16 protein-coding genes are annotated in these 18,948 nt (G+C 58.7%); 12 read left to right on the top strand and 4 right to left on the bottom strand.

The annotated features are described in order from the left end of the window. Nucleotides 1-120: 120 nt before the first annotated feature. The 4 genes from ASG35_RS16140 to ASG35_RS16130 all read right to left on the bottom strand — a co-directional run bounded on the left by ASG35_RS16140 (nucleotide 121) and on the right by ASG35_RS16130 (nucleotide 6,368). A complete protein-coding gene (locus ASG35_RS16140; protein ID WP_156393192.1) occupies nucleotides 121-2,520 on the bottom strand; it encodes a M23 family metallopeptidase in 2,400 nt (799 codons plus the stop codon). Between the two features lie 4 nt (nucleotides 2,521-2,524). After that, nucleotides 2,525-4,849, bottom strand: coding sequence for a type VI secretion system Vgr family protein (locus ASG35_RS16135; RefSeq protein ID WP_056359280.1), 2,325 nt, complete (start codon nucleotides 4,847-4,849; stop codon nucleotides 2,525-2,527). Nucleotides 4,850-5,126: 277 nt separating this feature from the next. Beyond that, nucleotides 5,127-5,420, bottom strand: coding sequence for a hypothetical protein (locus tag ASG35_RS31400; protein WP_156393191.1), 294 nt, complete (start codon nucleotides 5,418-5,420; stop codon nucleotides 5,127-5,129). A gap of 66 nt (nucleotides 5,421-5,486) precedes the next feature. Then, nucleotides 5,487-6,368, bottom strand: coding sequence for an aldo/keto reductase family oxidoreductase (locus ASG35_RS16130; RefSeq protein ID WP_056359278.1), 882 nt, complete (start codon nucleotides 6,366-6,368; stop codon nucleotides 5,487-5,489). A 100-nt stretch (nucleotides 6,369-6,468) separates the two neighbouring features. Here ASG35_RS16130 and ASG35_RS16125 point away from each other — a divergent pair, with 100 nt between their 5' ends. The 12 genes from ASG35_RS16125 (at nucleotide 6,469) to ASG35_RS16070 (ending at nucleotide 18,912) form a co-directional block, all read left to right on the top strand. After that, nucleotides 6,469-7,374 carry a LysR family transcriptional regulator gene (locus tag ASG35_RS16125; RefSeq protein WP_056359276.1) on the top strand — a complete coding sequence of 302 codons (906 nt, stop codon included), beginning with the start codon at nucleotides 6,469-6,471 and terminating at the stop codon, nucleotides 7,372-7,374. A gap of 120 nt (nucleotides 7,375-7,494) precedes the next feature. Beyond that, on the top strand, nucleotides 7,495-8,190 hold the full coding sequence (locus ASG35_RS16120) for a GntR family transcriptional regulator (protein WP_235527564.1): 696 nt from the start codon (nucleotides 7,495-7,497) through the stop codon (nucleotides 8,188-8,190). A gap of 37 nt (nucleotides 8,191-8,227) precedes the next feature. After that, the gene (gene mtnK / locus ASG35_RS16115) at nucleotides 8,228-9,499 is read left to right on the top strand and encodes an S-methyl-5-thioribose kinase (RefSeq protein ID WP_056359269.1); all 1,272 of its coding nucleotides are present in this window, start codon (nucleotides 8,228-8,230) and stop codon (nucleotides 9,497-9,499) included. 13 nt (nucleotides 9,500-9,512) lie between these two features. Next, entirely contained in the window at nucleotides 9,513-10,592 is a 1,080-nt protein-coding gene (mtnA, locus tag ASG35_RS16110) for an S-methyl-5-thioribose-1-phosphate isomerase (RefSeq protein WP_056359267.1), read from the top strand. Then, nucleotides 10,589-11,251 (top strand): class II aldolase/adducin family protein, encoded by a 663-nt coding sequence (locus tag ASG35_RS16105; protein WP_056359264.1) that lies wholly within the window; start codon nucleotides 10,589-10,591, stop codon nucleotides 11,249-11,251. Before mtnA ends, ASG35_RS16105 begins: the two co-directional genes overlap by 4 nt. A gap of 76 nt (nucleotides 11,252-11,327) precedes the next feature. Further along, a complete protein-coding gene (locus ASG35_RS16100; protein ID WP_056359261.1) occupies nucleotides 11,328-12,437 on the top strand; it encodes a sugar ABC transporter substrate-binding protein in 1,110 nt (369 codons plus the stop codon). Between the two features lie 88 nt (nucleotides 12,438-12,525). Beyond that, nucleotides 12,526-14,079, top strand: a complete 1,554-nt coding sequence (locus ASG35_RS16095) for a sugar ABC transporter ATP-binding protein (RefSeq protein WP_056359258.1) — start codon at nucleotides 12,526-12,528, stop codon at nucleotides 14,077-14,079. Then, complete coding sequence (locus ASG35_RS16090) at nucleotides 14,076-15,077, top strand: ABC transporter permease (RefSeq protein ID WP_056359255.1); 1,002 nt, start codon at nucleotides 14,076-14,078, stop codon at nucleotides 15,075-15,077. Before ASG35_RS16095 ends, ASG35_RS16090 begins: the two co-directional genes overlap by 4 nt. 31 nt (nucleotides 15,078-15,108) lie before the next feature. After that, complete coding sequence (locus ASG35_RS16085; protein WP_056359252.1) at nucleotides 15,109-16,119, top strand: dihydroxyacetone kinase subunit DhaK; 1,011 nt, start codon at nucleotides 15,109-15,111, stop codon at nucleotides 16,117-16,119. 10 nt (nucleotides 16,120-16,129) lie between these two features. Further along, on the top strand, nucleotides 16,130-16,756 hold the full coding sequence (locus tag ASG35_RS16080) for a DAK2 domain-containing protein (RefSeq protein ID WP_056359249.1): 627 nt from the start codon (nucleotides 16,130-16,132) through the stop codon (nucleotides 16,754-16,756). Between the two features lie 400 nt (nucleotides 16,757-17,156). Further along, nucleotides 17,157-17,600: a DUF2231 domain-containing protein gene (locus ASG35_RS16075; protein WP_056359248.1), complete on the top strand. Its 444-nt coding sequence runs from the start codon at nucleotides 17,157-17,159 to the stop codon at nucleotides 17,598-17,600. Continuing rightward, nucleotides 17,593-18,912, top strand: coding sequence for a PQQ-dependent sugar dehydrogenase (locus tag ASG35_RS16070; RefSeq protein WP_056359245.1), 1,320 nt, complete (start codon nucleotides 17,593-17,595; stop codon nucleotides 18,910-18,912). Before ASG35_RS16075 ends, ASG35_RS16070 begins: the two co-directional genes overlap by 8 nt. The last annotated feature ends 36 nt before the right edge of the window (nucleotides 18,913-18,948 follow it).

The raw sequence follows: 18,948 nt of genomic DNA, 5'->3' as shown, positions 1-18,948 counted from the left end.
TTGTAGAACCGTTTTCGCTTACTACTAACGAGTTCCTAACAACAGTGAATTTGTCGACGGCAAGCGCCGGATTCAAACAGGTAATTATCGCAATTAGCGCTAGCGAAGATGGGATTTTATTCATATCAGAATATTTTTTGCATTGCGAGTGTAATCAAGCCTGCGCGGTCCGTCGATAAAACCGCCATTTATCGCATACGTAACTGCCGACGATATGGTTGTTTCTAGTTGTTTTTCTGAAATAGAGATTGCAGCCTTGATGTTGTCCTTGTCGATCTCGCGAGCGACTTTAGGTCGGCAGAATCTCATATAAAACCCGCCACTATCTATGCAGTTTTCGGGAATCGCTACACGCTGAGGGTCTGCGATGAGCGCAGGTTGTTTTTTCATTTTTACTCGGGCGCGATCTAAGTATGCAGGATCAGTCCACCACGACGATGAGAATGAGGTAGCTGCGAGCCAACCTCTAAACAACCAATAATCAGCATAGTTACTTCTTCCTGTTAGTTGCTTGAAGCCGCGACCACGATATTTTTGTGCATCCTCTCGGTCGCAGTTCCCATTTCTCCAGTCATAAGAGCCTGTTATTCGTTTATTCGAGCTGGAGAACTTAGTCAAGCGAAACCATGGGTCGTCTTCGGTCGATATGGCGCCATACCAATGCCCAAGGGTCGACTCCTTCATTGTCGAGTCAAGATTTACAACTCTCCCGTAAATTTCAAATCCCTTTACTTCACCCACCATGCTGGTCTCCTGCATCAAAGTCAGCCACGAACTTTCCACCGCTCCTTGCCCTAAAAAGTGCGAAGCTCGCAGCGGGGTTGTCAAACCGTACTTACGGAGCGCACCGTTAATTGATCGTAGGTATGTCGCCCGTATCTCCTCTGGATTCTGGGTGCGTTTATAACGCTTATTCTCGTAAACTTGCTTAAATTCTTCCTCGCTCAACCATCCGCACTTCCTAAAGTGCCGGATAAACTCAAGCGGATGAAAGAACCACAGCTTCTCTCCCGCCACTAACGGCGTGCTGCCCCAGAATTGAAACTGGTTCAGCAGATGCATAAATTCCGCATATCCGCGCGGGTTGTTCTCATAAAACTCGCCAGCCTGCTTCAACTTCGCATATCGCGCCTCATGATTCGAGCTATCCCATTCGCTCGGTGCCTCGCACACTAGTCCGCGCAATTGCTTTCTAATCGCAGGATGCGATTTGACGTACGCAATGAGCTGGTCGCCCTTCTTCTGAACAGTAGAAACAACCGTCGCCGACACGTTGCCGCCGCTCGCAGCAGCGTCCGTCTTCGCATCGCCCAGCAGTTTTTTGAGCGAATCGATATCGCACAAACCGTCCGAGTCGAATGGGCCGTGATCTTCGCTCAGCTTTTTCCATCCGGTGAAGAACGGGAAATCGGCATCGGATAGTTTTTGAATGGCATTGTCCGCAACGTCGATGTATCCCTGCGTGCCGGCCTCATCGAACACCACGGAAATCCACGTTTTGCGCGCAGCCGAATCCTGCAACGTGACCGGCGTGCTGAGGATTCGGCCGAATCTCAACATCTCGTAGCCATCGCTCGGGCACGCGGGGTAAAGGGCGGTGGCGCGTTTGTAAAGATCGTATTCGTAATCGACGCTCGCATCGGCGACAGGCGAGCGCGTGAGCAACATAGGCTGACCGTCGCCTTTATCGAGCCATGAGCGGGTATAGCGCTGTCCAAGATGGAAATACACTTCAACGTACAACTTATGATTTGCCGGCAGCCTTCCATCGGTTTGCGCCTGAAACGCAATGCCGTGGAGCTTGTTCTCGCGAGTCATGGTCTGATCGACGGGCACGCGCGTAAAGTTGTACGCACCGCTGATGACGTAGTAGGTGCTGCCCCAGCAATCGGGTTTCGCGGGCGTGGTGAGTTGCGTCTTGCCCAATTGCGTCGTGCCAAAGTAAGCATTGAAATCAGCCTGCGTCATGAAGATTTCGAAATGCAAATGGCGTTGACCGTGGCATTTCCCCATCAGACCAAGCACATCCTTGCGATACACCTTCTGGCCCGAACCCGATTGCGAGGGAGGTGCGACCGGTGGATGCATGTCGGGCCCCGGCGAGCACACACGCAAGAAGGGCGGCAGAACGTCTAAGGGCGTTCCATAGTCGTTGTATCGATCAAACTCAAGCAGATGCATGTACAACGAATAAAACGTCAGCACGCGACCATCGCCGGTTTCGGTCTTGTGCTTGAGCAGAACGAAACCCGCGCTGCTGTCGGCCGATCCCGGGCTTCCTTCAATGGCGTGCTGACACACGCGGTAAGCGACGACTTCGCCATCGGCGATCGCGCGGACTTTCTCGGTAAGCACCGACGGCGCCAGATGCGCGCCGGTGTGCCAGCGCCGATCAAATGCCACGGGATAGATGCCGTGCGCCAGTTCGAGCTTGTCGACTGCGTCCATCATTGGATCGACAACGGTGGGACTCGGTGCGCTGACGCCGGTCTCAGGCAGGAAAGGAGGGCTAATGATCATGGGGTTACCGCGACGTGTTATAGGACGTGGACAACTTCAGGGTGCTGTCGGGCAGCTTGGGCATGGGTGCCTCGAAAGTCTGGGGACCTTCGAAAGTGAATGACGCAGCTTTGATCTTGAAGTCGCCAGGGCATGTGATTACAACGCCGCCATTCGCGAGTTCGAGGCTCGCTCCGCCGCACGCCAGAATGAGCTTCTTGCATGCAGCTACGAGCACGTCTTCATCTGTGCTTGCAACGCGCAGATGCTTTTTGGCAACTAGATCCAGGGCATCGCTCTGCGCCTGTATTTCGATTTTTCCTTTCGCCGCGAAGAGCTTGATTCCGAGCTTGTGCGCGCACATGGAGATGGCTTCTCCGGCGGCGACCGTAAAACGTTTCACTACACCAATGTCGGCGCTGCCGCCGGCGGTTGCGATCAGGTTGGCGTTCGCGGACATTTGCATGTGACTGCCGGATGTCAGAGCAACACCATTGGGTGCGCTTACCAAGATCCCCGCCTGTTTTAGCTCGTTCAGAGTCCCTTCGAACAGTGCTTTCTGCTTGTGAAAATTCGCGGCTAGGGCATTGGCAGCGGTTGTTGCTTCGGCGAGTTCTTGCATCTGCTGCAGAGCGCGCTCGAGCAATCCTCGAGCGGCGGACATTTCAAGCTGTTTATCGGCTGCGCGAGGCTGATCGTCCGCCGATATAAACATGCCCTTACCAGCGCGAATCGCTCCATACCCCGACGTTCTTAACTCAAACCCTTCGCCGCGTTTCTTCCGCGTGTTATCGACCAAATGCCCGAGGCTTAGCTGACTCTTGCCCGAGTGCTCGGTGCTGATCTTGATGTGCTCTTCGTTCTCCCAATCCTCCATCCGGATCTTGTTATTGCTTTGTGTCCGGATGACATTGCGCGACATCCATCGTTCGTGATTGTGGATCAGGTCCGATTGAATGCTGTTGTGGTGGAACTGCGAGATGAAGAGTTTGTTCGGGTCGCCATCGCGAGCCATGATGACCGCTTCCGTGCCGTCGCGCACCGGGAAGTGGAAACCGGTTTGCAGCGCGCCTGCGAACGGTTTTGCCAAGCGCAAGGGCACGCTTTCGCCGCCTGGATTCCAGGTATCGAAATCGAGGTCGAGACGCACGGCGTAATGTCCGGCTTGCGTCAGATATGCGTAGGGATATTTTTTCGGCGACGTCACGCGCGCGCTCAATGCGCCGTGAATCTTCGGCCACTTAGTTTCATCGATTGGTAACCGGAATCGACGATTGGATGGGATCGCTTTATACGCGTTGCTGTACGCCACGCCGCGTCCACCCGAGTGCGTCACTTCGATAATCACTTGTCCGCTGGGCGCATCGGGCAATGGTTCATCGATACGCAGAATCCTGCCCGGCCGCAACTCCAGCACATTGCTTTGTCCGTGATACACGATCTGCCACGCAATCGCCGCTTCGTGCCGCAATTGCGCTTCCCATTCCGCGCCGATCTGGCTCAGGTGGTTCGTGCCGTAGACGTAAGGCTGGCCGTAAGTCGTATTGTCATCGATGGCGACATTCGCTTCATCCTTGAAGCGTTCCCACGCGACCAATGGATTGTAGTCGGCAACCAGAACCGATTGCGGCACGACATCCGCGTGGGTTTCGAGCGCAAATATCGCTTCGACGCCCGCCTCAAGCCCCGCATTCTCGCGATACGGCACCTTGAGTTCGGGTGTATAGACGTAGTGATCGATATCGTCACCGAACACGATTACATCGCCATGCTTTCCTTGTTCGGTATAGAAATAAATTCCTTCCTGCTCGCACAGCAGCTTGATGTATTCGAGATCCGATATCTGATATTGCAGTCGGAAATCATGCACGGGGTAATCACGACGCAGTTTGAATTCAAACTGGTGATCCATGAATTTATCTTTGAGCAGGATCGATTCGATAATGCGCGGCGCGTTCTGATGTTGAAACACGCGGCTGCGATGCAGAAGGCCAAGACGCTTGATCTGCGAACAGACAACGATCGTGTAGCGGAAGAAATCCTTGGTCTTTTTGATCCGCTTGAACTGCGTAACGATGCCGCGATAAACCCGCGGCTGCGCGCTGTCTTCAGCGGTGATGGTGAAGTGACCATCGCGTCCGAGATAATCGGCGCGAGTGAGTAATTCGGGATGCGTGAGCTCGATCGTTATCTCGTACGGCGTCGCCATGGCTTCGCGTGCGATAAACGAAATAACCGAAATGTCTTTCGAATTGGCTGCGCTTGGCACATCGAGGTGATAGGGCTGCTGCCTGATTACGTGTCTTTTACGCGAACTGTAAACTTCGTCATCCTGATATGTCCCACGCATTTTTTTGTCTTAACCTTTTTTGAAACGCGCTCGGCAGGCGCTGGTGGCTCGATAATTTGAACAATCGTTCTTGTCGTTGCGAGAAAAATGGATAATCGTGAATCATCCTTCAACCTTGAGCGCATGGGCAAGAGGGCCAAGGAAAATCGGATTTGTCTGAGTGGGGCAATCGAGCACGGTTCTATCCGCGTCGCTGAGTGACAGGCGCGCCGTAGCGTGCCCGGTTGAAGTACATGCGAGGGATGTGCGGGCACTTTGGTCAGTGCCGGTTTTCAAGTCAATTTCGCGCACCTTCGTCGCCAAGCTGGCGTAGCTCGATCACACCTTTCTCATTGGCTTCGTATAATTCAGTGGCAGCGGCCTCAAGATACTCATCATCGATCGTATTGCCGTTGCGGATAACGCGAATGTTTGCGTCTCCCACGTTTTCGATGTTCACTTCCATCGCATCGCTCCTTCGGGTAGTCGGATCAATGCGCCTGATGCCGGTTGCTGTAAACGCGGTGCAGCAAGCCGGGTTGGCTTCGGCATTTTTGGGGGTGGGTTGCGCGACGCGGGAGATTTTGTACATGGCGCGTCCTCTTCATGACCGCGTCAGCGGTCACTCCTTGACCCGCGTCCGCCGGTTATTCGGCCTTCAATGCCCAGGCTTCGCCTGGCCAAGCGTATCGAGTTCGGCAAGCACGTCGTCCGGCAATTTCAGTTTCGACACCTGAAGGTTTTCGCGCAGATGCGTGAGCGACGACGTGCCCGGGATCAGCAGGATGTTCGGTGCGCGATGCAAAAGCCACGCGAGCGCGACCTGCATGGGTGTCGCGTTCAGCGCCTGGGCGATTGTCGAAAGTGCCGATGACTGAATCGGCGTGAAGCCGCCCAGCGGGAAAAACGGCACGTAGGCAATGCCTTGAGACGCAAGGTCATCGACCAGTGCGTCGTCGGTTCGCTGGATCAGGTTGTAATGATTCTGCACGCAGACAATCTCCGCAATCCCCTGCGCTTCCTTGATCTGCGTTGCCGTCACGTTGCTCAACCCGATGTGACGCACGAGTCCCTGGCGTTGAAGTTCGGCGAGCGCTTCCACCTGTTTTGCGATCGAACCTTCGGCCGGCGCGTGGATATCGCCCATGTTGCGCATGTTGACGATATGCAAAGCATCGAGCCCGAGATTGCGAAGGTTGTCGTGTACGCCGCGTTTGATATCGTCCGGCTCGAGCGCCGCATTCCATGAACCGTCCGCGCCACGATCGGCGCCGACCTTCGTGACGATCACGAGGTCATCCGCATACGGTTGCAGCGCTTCGCGGATGATCTGATTGGTGACGTGCGGCCCGTAAAAATCGCTCGTATCGACGTGGTTGACGCCCGACGCCACCGCCTCGCGCAGCACGGCCACAGCCGCTTCGCGATCCTTCGGCGGCCCGAATACGCCGGGTCCCGCGAGCTGCATGGCGCCATAGCCCACGCGGCGCACCGATTGGCGAGCAAGCAAAAAAGTATCGGTTGTATCGAGGTTCGACATGATGTTCTCCGTAGAAGGTTGCACGCAGTATGAGACGGATTGCGTTGTTCGATAATCGGGTCTAGATTGCACGGGTCGTGCACTATTTTGAACAATACCCATGGAATTTAATGATCTCGCGGCGTTTGTATCGGTGGCGCGCGCTGGCGGCTTTCGCGACGCCGCGCGCGTCAGCGGCGTGTCGGCGTCGAGCCTCAGCATTGCCGTCCGGCGGCTCGAGTCCAAACTAGGCTTGCGTCTGCTCAACCGGACTACGCGCAGCGTTGCGCCGACCGAGGCGGGAGAAAGGCTCATCGAAAAGTTGTCGCCGTTGTTCAGCGAGATGGAAGCGGCGCTGGACGTGCTGAACGGCTTCCGCGACAAACCCACGGGCACGCTCAAGCTGAACGTGCCGTCGAGCGCCGCGCGAATCGTGCTGCCCACTATCATCGCGCCGTTTTTGAAGGCGTATCCGGATATCCGCGTGGAAGTCGTGGTGGAGGATGGTTTTGTCGACGTGCTGTCGATTGGTTGCGACGCCGGCATTCGCTACGACGAGCGCCTGGAGCAGGACATGATCGCCATTCCGATCGGTCCGCGCGTGCAGCGCTTTGCGACCGCCGCGGCGCCCGATTATCTCGATGTTCACGGCCGCCCCTCACACCCGCGCGAGTTGCTTTCTCATGCGTGCCTGCGCGGCCAGTTTGCCGGCGGCGCCATGCCAACGTGGAACTTCGAGCGCGACGGCGAGCTGGTTCGGCTCGATCCGCCGGGGCCGCTCCTGGTGAGACCGGGCGCAGCCGTGGACCTCGCGATCAGTAGCGCCGTGGCGGGCGTGGGTGTGATCCATCTCTTCGAAGACATGCTGCGCCCGCATCTGGAAAACGGCGCGCTGGAGCCGATCCTGCAGCCGTGGTGGCAGGCGTTTTCCGGGCCGTTCCTGTACTACCCGGGACGTAGGCATTTGCCTGCGCCGCTGCGCGTGTTCATCGAATTCGTAAAGACGGAAACCTGGGTGGACAGTTGATTTCGGGCCATTTAGATATCTCGAAATCAGGGTAAATCCCAAATAAAACATCAGACGTCTGATGTATATTGCAAAAAAGTTTGAGAGAAAGCTTCCATGCGTTTGAGCGTCGAACAATCGATGAGTGACAAGATCCAGGATTCCCTGCTGGCCATGATTCGCGAAAAAGGCCTTAAGCCAGGGGACCAGATTCCGACTGAGATCGAGTTGTGCGAGTTGCTGGGCGTCGGACGGTCGAGTTTGCGCGAAGCCGTGGCGCAAATGATCTCGCATGGATTGCTATCACGGGTACAGGGTCGCGGCACGTTCATCAGACAAATTTCGTTGAAACTGAAGGGCGGTCTCGATGATCTGATGTCCGTGACCGACATGATCAAAAGCGTTGGCGCCGTGCCGTCCACGAGCAGGTTGCAGATCGAGAATATCCCGGCGTCGGAAAGTCTGGCGGAGAAGCTGGCGTTGAAAGTAGGGGACCCGTGCGTGCGCATTGAACGCGTGCGACGTGCCGACGACGCAATTGCGGCATATTGCATCGATATCGTTCCGAAGGAAGTCTTCGATGCTGTCGGCAACGATCTCGGCGAATCGCTCTTTGCCATGCTCGGCCGAACGGGACGCAGGTTGTCGCATACGCATACGTCTGTGCAGCCGACCATCCTCACGCCGCGCGACCTGCCTGAACTCGGCGATGGTTTCGGCCTGTTTCTGCTACTGGACGAAGTCGACTTCGACCAGAGCGGCGACCCGCTTTGCTATAGCAACGACTACTACAACACGAGCATCTTCAAGTTCGACCTGGTCCGCAAACGTCACTAAGACGCACGCGTGAGACAGGAGACACGGAGGAGACATCATGGAATTCGAAGCGTTGAATGCTTCCGAATTGACCGCTTACCTTCAGGGCATTCCTGCGGTGTATGCCTTGTTGGGCGAGCCGGCGGAACTCGAGATCGCGGAAGTAGGCGACGGCAACCTGAACTACGTCTACTTTGCAAGCAATGCGCGGGCGGCCGAAAAAAGCGTGGTGGTGAAACAGGCGCCGCCGTTTTTGCGGCTGGTAGGCAAGACGTGGCCGCTCGGACGCGAACGCATGGAACGCGAAGTGGCCGCGCTCAGGCGCTTTGGGTCGCTGTGCCCGCAGCATGTGCCGACGGTGTATCACGCGGACAGCCAGCTCTTCCTGATGGTGATGCAGCGGCTTGCGAATCACCGGATCTTGCGGCAAGGGCTGATGGATGGCGTTGTGTATCCGAAGCTCGCGGATCATCTTTCCACGTACCTCGCCAACACGCTGTTTTTCGGATCGGACCTGTTTCTTGCAGCTGACATCAAGAAAAAGGCGATGAGCGCCGCCGTGAACAGTGAGTTGTGCCGGATCACCGAGGATCTGGTTTTTACCTATCCGTTCGAAGAGCATTCATCGAATGTCTATAGCCCGAAGTTGCCGAGGTCCGCACTGGAACGCCTCAGGCAGACGCTTGAACTGCGGGTCGCCGCCGCCGAGATGAAATGGGCGTTCATGAATCACGCCGAGACCTTGCTGCATGGCGACCTGCATACGGGGTCGATCATGGTCAACGCGGACGAGACCTATGTGATCGATCCGGAATTCTCGTTCTATGGCCCCATGGCGTTCGATATAGGCGCGGTGCTCGCCAATCTTTTGCTGGCCTATTTCTCACGCGATTGGCATGGCCGGCTCAACGACGGCCGGCCCGAAGCGTATCAGGCATGGCTGCTGGAACAGGTCGGCACAATCTGGACGGAATTCGCCGCCAAGTTCCAGAAGCTCTGGCGCGAACACGAAGGCCGCAGCAAGACCGCTTTTATTGGCGATGATCCCGATCGCCAATGCGCCGACGCTTTCAAGGCGCGTTTCATGCAGCGCCTTCTCGCCGATACCCTCGGTTTCGCCGGCTGCAAGATGATCCGCCGGATCGTGGGTATGGCGAAGGTCGCGGAGATCACGCACATTACCGACGACACGGCGCGCGCGGAGATTGAAGTCCGGTGTCTGCAATGCGCGGAGACGCTGCTGGTTCAGAGGCAATCCCTGACCGATATCGAACACGTGGTCCGACTGGCAGAAACGCTCCAGCGCGCCAACCATTCCAACAATCATTAATACCGGAGCACGCATGATCTCGGCGCCGCTGTTTTCGAGTCTTCCAGCGACCATTACGTGGGAAAACGACAGCCTGTCGATCCTCGATCAGACCCGTTTGCCTCGCGAAACCGTCATCGAAAAAGTGACCACGGGCGAGCAGGTCTGGCGTGCTATCCATGAACTGCGGGTTCGCGGCGCGCCTGCAATCGGCGTGGCCGCGGCCTACGGCTTATGCGTCGCAATGCGCGCGTCCGTTCATCTGCCCATACAGGCGTTCCGCGCCGAACTCGCGAAACAAGCCGCTTATATCGACAGCGCGCGTCCAACCGCGGTCAACCTGAGCTGGAGTCTGAAGCGCATGTTGCACGCCGCGCAGGCATCGGATGCAATTGAATCTTCAGCGCTTCTGGGCGCGTTGATTGCAGAGGCCACCGCGATCCACGCCGAAGACCAGGCTTTGTGCGATGGCATTGGCGAACATGGTTTGCCGCTGATTACAGAGGGCTGCGGCGTGCTCACGCATTGCAATGCGGGCGCGCTTGCAACCACCGGTCTTGGCACGGCGACCGCGCCGATTTACAAGGCGCATGGCGCTGGCCTGCAGTTCCGCGTCTATGCCGACGAAACCCGGCCGCTCCTGCAAGGCGCGCGCCTGACCGCTTACGAGCTTCAGCAAGCGGGCGTCGATGTAACCCTGATCACCGACAGCATGGCGGCGTCGATCATGGCGCAAGAACTCGTGGACGTGGTGATCGTCGGCACCGACCGGGTGGCGGCCAATGGCGACTTCGCGAACAAGATCGGCACGCTTGGACTTGCGATCGTCGCGCGTCATTTCAACATTCCGTTCTATGTGGCCTGTCCCTCGTCCACGCTCGATCTTCACACGGCGACTGGCCGCGACATTGTCATTGAAGAGCGTCACGACAGTGAAATCACGCATCTGTACGGTGAGCGGGTGGCGCCGGAGAACATGAAGGTCCGCAATCCCGCCTTCGATGTCACGCCCAACCACCTCGTGACCGGTTTCATCACGGAGCGCGGCATCGTGCAAAAGCCCTTCAATAGCAACCTCGCCGCGCTGTTTGCCATGGAAGGGGATGCAGCATGACCGAAGCGGCGCTGCGCACCGGCATTGTGGAAACAGCGCGCGAGATGGAGCGGCTCGGCATCAACCAGGGCACGTCGGGCAATGTGAGCGCACGCTTTAACGACGGTTTTCTGGTCACGCCGAGCGGCATTCCTGCCGCACAGCTGGACCCGGCTTCGATCGTTTTCCTGCCCATGAATATAGATGCCGCGTCGCCGTTGTTCGGGGAGTCGCGGCCTTCGTCGGAATGGCGGATTCATCGCGACATATTGAAAGCGCGACCCGAGATTGGCGCGGTGGTTCACACGCATTCGACCGCGGCCACGGCGCTCGCCATCCATTCCCGCGATATCCCCGCGCATCACTACATGGTCGCGGCTGCAGGCGGCAATTCGATCCGGTGCGCGCCATATGCAACCTTCGGCAGCAAGGAACTATCCAATTTCGCGATGCACGCGCTGAAGGATCGCACGGCATGTCTGCTGGCGCATCACGGCGTGATCGCGCTCGGGCCGAATCTGGCGCGCGCGTTGTGGCTCGCGCACGAGGTCGAGGTTCTCGCAAAGCAATATTTGCTTGCATGCCAGTTGGGAACGCCGCCGGTTTTGTCGGATGAACAGATGGACGAGGTCGTGGAGAAATTCAAAAACTACGGACCCCGAAATAAAGAGAATCACTGAGCAATAATCCGTTTCAAATGCCGTACCCGCAGCTCGCAACAGAACCGCCTTTATAACTTGAAAAATGGAGACAGTCATGGCCTGGAATTCAGGAAGATTTGACGCATGGAGCAAGCTCGGCGCACGTACTGGAACAGCGGTCTTGTGCGCGGCAGCCGCGCTTTCCGGCTGTTCGAAGAGCGAATCGCCATCAACGACCACCGCCGCGAGCGATGCCGCCGCAAGCCCTGCCGCCGTGGCAAGCGCTGCGCCGGCGGCATCGGCGTCGGGCGGAAAAACCAAGATCGGCTTTTCGGTATCCACGCTGAACAACGCCTTCTTCGTCGGCTTGAAACTCGGCGTTGAAAAGGGCGCCAAGGATCAGGGCTTCGATCTGGTCCAGACAAACGCAAACGGCGACGCACAACAGCAGGTCAACGACGCCATCAACCTGCTGAGCCAGGGCGTGACCGCGCTGGTGCTCAATCCTATCGACTCGAAGGCGATCATCCCGGCAGTCGAAAAGGCCAACAGCATGGGCATTCCCGTGTTTACGCTGGATCGGGGATCGGATGGCGGCAAGGTGACGTCGTTCGTGGCATCGGACAACGTGGCGCTCGGCACGACAGCCGCGAAGTGGATCGCCGAGCAACTGAAGACGCGTTACGGCTCGCCCAAAGGCAACGTGGTCGATCTGATCGGTCTGGTCGGCACCACGGCGGCGACCGACCGCGAGAAAGGTTTCTCCGATGAAATCGCGAAGTATCCCGACATCAAGGTCGTCGCGCGGCAGGAAGGCGCGTTCGACCAGGAGAAGTCGCTCAACGCCATGACCAACATCCTGCAAAAGTATCCGCAGATCGATGCGGTCTTCGGCGCGAACGACGACAACACCGTGGGCGCGGAAAAGGCCATCGACAACGCCAATCGCTACAAGCCGCTCGGCGACAAGGAGCACATCATGGTGATCGGCGCCGACGGCACGGCGCAGGCGTTGTCCGCGATTCGCGCCGGCAAGCAGGACGCGACGATCTCGCAAAACCCCATTGAAATGGCGGCGAAAGCGCTGAGTTTCATCAAGGACTACACGGCGAAGAAGGACGTGCCCGCGAACTATGCGTGGCCGACCTTGTTGATCGACAAGTCGAATATCGACTCCGATACGACCAAGAAATATGGTCTCTGGTCGCTGCAGGTCAGCCAGTAATCGCTGTTTTTGACTGAGCGCATGCGTTGCTTCGATGTCGATGTCGACGGTCTGAAGCAGCGCATGCCTTTGCAAGAGAGAACCGATCATGAGTGCCGAAACGAGTTCGCCCGATCTTGCCGGCGGCCTGCAACAGGCGCCGGGAAACCGCGACGTGCCGCTGTTGCGCATGGAGGGCATCGTCAAGAGTTTTCCCGGCGTGAAGGCGCTGCGAGGTGTCAGCCTGACGCTGCAGGCGGGTCACGTCATGGCGATCGTGGGTGAGAACGGCGCAGGCAAGTCGTCGCTGATCAAGACGTTGTCGGGCGCGTATGAACCCGACGAAGGCCGTATCGAGATCAACGGCGTGCCGCTTGCGCGCGGAACGAACGCGGCTATCGATGCAGGTGTGGCCGTGATCTATCAGGAGCTTTCCCTGATCAACGACATGACGGTCGCGGAGAACCTGTTCCTCGGGCGCATGCCGTCGCGCGGCGGTTTTGTGAAGCGCGGCGAAGCCAACGAACACGCGCGTCAGGCGTTGGCGCAGGTCGGCCTGGACAACGTCTCGCCGTCCATGCGTCTCGGCGATCTGCCTCTGAACAAGCGCCAACTCGTGGAAGTGGCGAAGGCGGTTGCGCGTGACGCCCGCATTCTCGTCATGGACGAACCCACGGCGGCGCTGCAACGTGGCGATATCGCCAATCTGTACGCGGTGGTCAGGCGGCTTCGCGCGGCGGGAATGGGGATCATCTTCATCTCGCATCATCTGGAAGAGGTCTTCGAGCTCGCCGACTCGGCCGTCGTGATGCGCGATGGCGCAACCGTGAGTTCGCGGCCGATGAACCAGTGGACCGAGCAGGAACTCGTGCAGGCCATGGTCGCGCGCAATCTCGATTCGTTTTATCCGTGGGAGCCGCGCGACTATGGACCGGTCGTGCTCGAGGTGCGCGATCTGGCGAGTCCGCCGATCGTGCGGCATGCGAGCCTGAGCGTTAAGGCCGGCGAGATCGTGGGTATCGCGGGGATTGCGGGCGCGGGACGCACGGAGTTGTTGAAGGCGATCTTCGGTGCGCTGCCCGTGACCAAGGGCGAGATTTCGATACGCGGCAAGAAGGTCAGCATCAAGTCGCCAACCGATGGCATCCGCCATGGACTCGTCTATACGGCTGAGGACCGCAAGCTCGAAGGGCTCGTGCTCGAAGCGAGTATTGAAGAGAACGTCGCGCTCTCGAGCCTGAAGGCGCTTGCAACCGGGGGATTCACCAGCAATGCAAGGAAACGCAAGCTCGCGCAGGAAGCCAGCACGCGCTTCGCGGTGCGTTCGCCCTCGGTCATGCAGATCACGGGGAATCTTTCGGGCGGCAATCAGCAGAAGGTGATCCTCGGGCGCGCCACGGCGACTGAACCGGCCGTGATCATGCTCGACGAACCCACGCGCGGTATCGACGTGGGCGCCAAGACCGAGATCTATGCGCACATGGTGTCGATGGCGCGCGCGGGCGCGGCGGTGATCATGGTCAGCTCGGAATTGCCGGAGTTGCTCGGCATGTCCGACCGCGTGCTGGTGATGTACCGAGGCAGCATCGTCACGGAAATTCCCCGCGATAAAGCGGACTCCGAGACGGTGATTCAATGGGCTACGACAGGAGTAGGCGCATGACCTCCACAGCAGCAAAGCAGGCCGATCAGGAGGCGCTCTCGCGCCGTTTTGTCCGGCAGTTACGCAGCGGTATCGGACCTTTGTTCGCGGCGCTCGTTCTCATATGCGTGGTGTTGTCGATTGCATCGCCTGAATTCCTCGCGACGAGCACGCTCACCAACATCATGGTGCAGGTCTCCGTGGTGGGCATTGCGGCGGTCGGCGGCACGTTCGTGATCATCACGTCGGGGATCGACCTGTCGGTCGGGTCGCTGGTCGCGCTGAGCGGCATGGTCGCCGCGACGGTCATGGCGGGTTCGGTGCCGGGGAACGTCGGACTGGGGATCGGCGGACTCGCGGTTGCGCTTGCCGTGGGCGCGTGCGTCGGCGCGTTGAACGGGCTCTCGGTGGCGTGGTTCAGGCTCGTGCCGTTCATTGTCACGCTGGCCATGATGGCAATGGCGCGCGGCCTCACGCTCGCGATCTCCGACGGCCGCACCAAGTTCGACTTCCCGAACGCGTTCACCGCATTCGGCGCGAAAACCGTGGCCGGCTTGCCGGCACCGATGATCGTGATGCTGGTCGTGTTCATTGTCGGACATGTGTTGTTGCGCAAGACCACGTTCGGCCATCAGGTCTTTGCGGTCGGCGGCAACAAGGAGGCCGCGCGACTCGCGGGCATTCCCGTGCGCCGCGTGATTTTCCTGACCTACACGCTCGCGGGCGTGACGGCGGCGATCGCGGGCATCGTGCTCGCGGGAAGGTTGAACTCGGCGTTGCCTTCGGCGGCAAACGGACTCGAGCTTCAGGTGATTGCAGGCGTGGTGATCGGCGGCACGTCGCTTGCCGGCGGGCGTGGTTCGATCATCGGCACGTTCATTGGCGTCGTGCTGATCGGCGTGATCAACGTGGGACTGTCGCTGCTCGGCGTCAATCCATTCTGGACACAATTCATTCAGGGCGGCGTCATCTTCGCCGCTGTCATGCTCGACGCGCTCAGCCAGCGCCGCAAGGTGTGAGCCATCGCAGTTTCCTTTCAAGGAGCATCACGTGAAAAAGATCATCAACCAGCCGGATCAGTTCGTGGACGAAGTCATCGATGCGCTCTTGCTCGCGCATCCCGGCTGGATCAAATCCGCGACCGCCGATAACCGTGCGCTCGTGCGCGCCGATGCGCCGAAGCAGGGCCGCGTGGGCATTGTGACGGGCGGCGGGTCGGGACATATGCCAGGCTTTCTGGGCTACGTGGGCGAGGGTTTGTGCAGCGGCGTGGCGGTGGGAAACGTGTTTTCATCGCCGTCGTCGGAGCAGATTTTCGAAGCGACGAAAGCCGTCGATGGCGGCGCCGGCGTGCTCTACGTGTACGGCAATTATGGCGGCGACGTCTTCAACTTCGACCTCGCGGCGGATCTCGCGGAACCGGAAGGCATCGATATAAAAACCGTGCTGCTGACCGACGACGTAGCGTCGGCACCGAGCGCGCGCAGTGCGGACCGCCGCGGCGTGGCCGGGATGGTATTTGCGTTCAAGTGCGCGGGAGCTTCGGCGGAACGCGGCGATTCGCTCGATGAAGTTGCACGGATCACAGCCAAGGCGAACAACCAGTGCCGCACCATGGGCGTGGGTCTTTCGCCGACCATTCTTCCCGCTGCGGGCAAGCCGACGTTCACGCTGCCCGAGGGCGAGATGGAGATCGGCATCGGCATTCATGGCGAACCCGGCACGCATCGCGGCACGCTCGAAACCGCCGATCAAATTGCCACGCGTTTGACCGGCGAGATCCTCGCCGACCTCGATGCGCCCAAAGGTTCGCGCGTCGCCGTGCTGATCAACGGGCTCGGCGCCACGCCGCTCGAAGAGCTGTATTTGTTGTATCGGCGGGCGGCGGCGATCATCGGCGAACAGGGCTTGACGATCGCGCGCTCGTACGTGGGCGAGTATGTGACGAGCCTGGAGATGGCGGGTGCGTCGATAACGATCATGCTGGTCGATGACGAACTCGAAGCGCTGCTCGCCGCGCCGGCGCGTTCGCCGTTCTTTCGCGAATGGTCGCAAGCCTGAAGGAGACGTCATGAGTATTTCTTCCATTGAACTTCGCGCCTTGCTTGCACGTACGCTCGCCGCGCTGCCCGCTCATGCCGATGAGCTTCGTGAACTCGATGCCGCCCTCGGCGACGGCGATCTCGGCATTACCGTGCAAGCGGGATCGGCGGCGGTCGTAAAGGCGCTTGCCGCGCTGCCGGACGAGGCGAGCGTGGCTGAAGTGCTGCTCGCCGCGGGCAAGGCATTTTCGACGGCGAATCCATCGACGTTCGCGGCACTGATTGGCGGCGGATTGCTGGCGGCGTCGAAGACGATGGCAGGTAAGGACACAGTCGGCAAAGAGGAGGCGTTGGTTATCGGGCGTGCGGTTGCGGGGCGCATTATCGAGCGTGGCAAGAGTCAGGTCGGCGATAAGACCGTGCTCGACGCGCTCGTTCCAAGTCTTGATACGCTGGAAAAAACGGATGGCGATACCACTGCGTTGCTTGCCGCCATGATCGCGACATCGAAGGAAAGGGTGGAGGCTACGGCGGAATTGCAATCGCAAAAGGGTCGCGCGGCGTGGGTGCAGGAACGCAGCATTGGACATGCCGATCCGGGCGCGACCGCGTATTTAAGGTTTCTCGAGGCACTGCGGGAAGGCGCAAAGGGTTAAGCCTTCAGCGTGCTTTTATTGCGTAGTATCTCCACAAATACAGCCCATCGACTGTTATTTTCTAATGCAGTCGTAAGGCTGTATTTTGCTTTTCCGGACGCCTTATAAATAAAACATAAAGCCTCGGGCACGTGATGTGCGTCACGCTTGAGGCTCGTCCAACTGGAAAACGCTGTTCGCATGACATGCGCGCGAGCTTCGGATGATTCAGGATCCAACGCTTGCAAAATCCTTTCGATGAAAGCGTGTTAATCGCTGATGACTGCACGCCATACGGGGTTCAGGTTGCGTGACGCGATGCCCGAGCGGTCGAGCCGGGAAAACGATGCACCGTGGATTCGATCGTCTGTCACCGGTGCACCGTTTATCGCATCTTTACCTTCAGTAAAGGACTCAACCCATGACTTCAACCAGCCCGAGATATCGGTCAAGACTGGCGACATCACTCTTCGATCTATTCAATCCCATCCCGTACGGAATGTTCGTCGGTACCCTGATTTTCGACATTATCTACGCCATAACAGAAAACATTTTCTGGGCAAAAGGCGCCGCGTGGCTCGTAACGGTCGGGCTGATTTTCGCGATCATTCCGCGCTTCATCAATCTCGGCCACGTATGGTTCGGATATCGCTATGCGGGTAAAAACCGCGAGCGGCTCGCGTTCTGGTTGAATCTGCTCGGCATTATCGCGGCAGTCCTGAATGCATTCGTCCATAGCCGCGATGCGTACGCCCAGGTTCCGCTGAGCGTCATTCTTTCAGTCATTACCGTTGCGTTGCTGAGCTTTGGACAAGTCGTGCTCGCGTTCGACAAGTTCGCTTTCAAGGAGGCGACTCGTGAATAGATCCATCCTGACCGGCGTTATAGCGGTGTCCGTCGCGGCCTTGTTCAGCGGTTGCGACGAGAAAGCGCAATACGACTCGGCACATCAGGCCGGCGCCAATCCGCCGTTGCCGAGTGCACAGAATTTCTTCACCCCGCCAATGCAAGTGCCCAAGCACGTCGGCTGGCGAAACAACGAGGCACCGAAGGTCGCGGACGGCCTGAAGATCGAGAAGATTGCGTCCGGGCTCGAACATCCGCGGCAGGTCTATGGACTTCCCAACGGCGACATCCTGGTGGCCGAATCGAGCAGTCCCGATGCCGAACCCGTGACCACGCCGAAGCAGCTGATTGCCGGCATGGTCCAGAGCCGTTCGGGCAAGGAAGCGAAGGGCGGCAACCGCATCACGCTGCTGAGAAAACGCGCCGATGGCAGCGGCGAATGGGACAAGCATGTGTTTATCGATCATCTGCATTCGCCGTTCGGCATGCAACTGGTCGGCGATACGTTGTACGTGACCGATACCGACGCCATCCTCAAGTTTCCGTACAAATCCGGCGATACGGCCATCGCCACGACCGGCGTGGAACTCACCGACTTGCCGGATCGCGTGAACCATCACTGGACCAAGGCGTTGCTTGCCAGCCCCGACGGCAAGAAGCTGTACGTTGGCGTGGGCTCGAACAGCAATGCCAGCGAAAACGGGCTCGACGTGGAATACCGCCGCGCAAATGTGCTCGAAGTCGATATCACCACGGGCGCCAGCCGCATTTTTGCAGCCGGCATACGCAATCCGACCGGGCTGCAATGGGAGCCGAAAACGGGGCAGCTCTGGACCGTCGCGAACGAGCGCGATGAGATTGGCGCCGATCTCGTTCCCGACTATCTGACGTCAGTGAAAGACGGTGCTTTCTATGGATGGCCGTATAGCTACTACGGGCAGCACGTAGACCGGCGTGTCCAGCCTCAGCGTCCGGATCTCGTGGCGAAAGCCATCCCGCCTGATTACGCGATCGGCTCGCACGTTGCGCCGCTTGGCCTGCTGTTCTACACGGGCGACAACCTTCCGGCGCAATTCAAGGGCGGGGCGTTCATCGGCGAGCATGGCAGTTGGGATCGTTCGCCGCTGAGCGGTTACGCGGTGGCGTATGTCGCGTTCCAGAACGGCAAACCTGTTGGCACGCCACAACCTGTCGTCACAGGCTTCGTGTCCGCCGATGAGAAGGAACTGCACGGTGCGCCGGTCGGGATGACGCAGGATCACGACGGCGCGCTGGTCATTGCCGACGATGCCGGCAACACCGTCTGGCGCGTGTCGAAAGCGGGAAGTTAGGCATGACGTGCCCGATGTCTCCGATTGCGTATCGGA

The sequence above is a fragment of the Burkholderia sp. Leaf177 genome, from assembly GCF_001424345.1.
In the GTDB taxonomy this organism is placed as follows: Bacteria; Pseudomonadota; Gammaproteobacteria; order Burkholderiales; family Burkholderiaceae; genus Caballeronia.
Note: the sequence above shows the minus strand (reverse complement) of the source record. Positions and strands in the feature narration are given on the sequence as shown.

What these genes read in the sequence shown, in the direction of transcription:
- ASG35_RS16105 (WP_056359264.1), top strand. Translation starts at nt 10,589, where the DNA reads ATGACCGAAGCGGCGCTGCGCACCGGCATTGTGGAAACAGCGCGCGAG.
- ASG35_RS16135 (WP_056359280.1), bottom strand. Translation starts at nt 4,849, where the DNA reads ATGCGTGGGACATATCAGGATGACGAAGTTTACAGTTCGCGTAAAAGA.
- ASG35_RS16125 (WP_056359276.1), top strand. Translation starts at nt 6,469, where the DNA reads ATGGAATTTAATGATCTCGCGGCGTTTGTATCGGTGGCGCGCGCTGGC.
- ASG35_RS16140 (WP_156393192.1), bottom strand. Translation starts at nt 2,520, where the DNA reads ATGATCATTAGCCCTCCTTTCCTGCCTGAGACCGGCGTCAGCGCACCG.
- mtnK (WP_056359269.1), top strand. Translation starts at nt 8,228, where the DNA reads ATGGAATTCGAAGCGTTGAATGCTTCCGAATTGACCGCTTACCTTCAG.
- ASG35_RS16090 (WP_056359255.1), top strand. Translation starts at nt 14,076, where the DNA reads ATGACCTCCACAGCAGCAAAGCAGGCCGATCAGGAGGCGCTCTCGCGC.
- ASG35_RS31400 (WP_156393191.1), bottom strand. Translation starts at nt 5,420, where the DNA reads ATGTACAAAATCTCCCGCGTCGCGCAACCCACCCCCAAAAATGCCGAA.
- ASG35_RS16095 (WP_056359258.1), top strand. Translation starts at nt 12,526, where the DNA reads ATGAGTGCCGAAACGAGTTCGCCCGATCTTGCCGGCGGCCTGCAACAG.
- ASG35_RS16120 (WP_235527564.1), top strand. Translation starts at nt 7,495, where the DNA reads ATGAGTGACAAGATCCAGGATTCCCTGCTGGCCATGATTCGCGAAAAA.
- ASG35_RS16075 (WP_056359248.1), top strand. Translation starts at nt 17,157, where the DNA reads ATGACTTCAACCAGCCCGAGATATCGGTCAAGACTGGCGACATCACTC.
- ASG35_RS16130 (WP_056359278.1), bottom strand. Translation starts at nt 6,368, where the DNA reads ATGTCGAACCTCGATACAACCGATACTTTTTTGCTTGCTCGCCAATCG.
- ASG35_RS16080 (WP_056359249.1), top strand. Translation starts at nt 16,130, where the DNA reads ATGAGTATTTCTTCCATTGAACTTCGCGCCTTGCTTGCACGTACGCTC.
- mtnA (WP_056359267.1), top strand. Translation starts at nt 9,513, where the DNA reads ATGATCTCGGCGCCGCTGTTTTCGAGTCTTCCAGCGACCATTACGTGG.
- ASG35_RS16100 (WP_056359261.1), top strand. Translation starts at nt 11,328, where the DNA reads ATGGCCTGGAATTCAGGAAGATTTGACGCATGGAGCAAGCTCGGCGCA.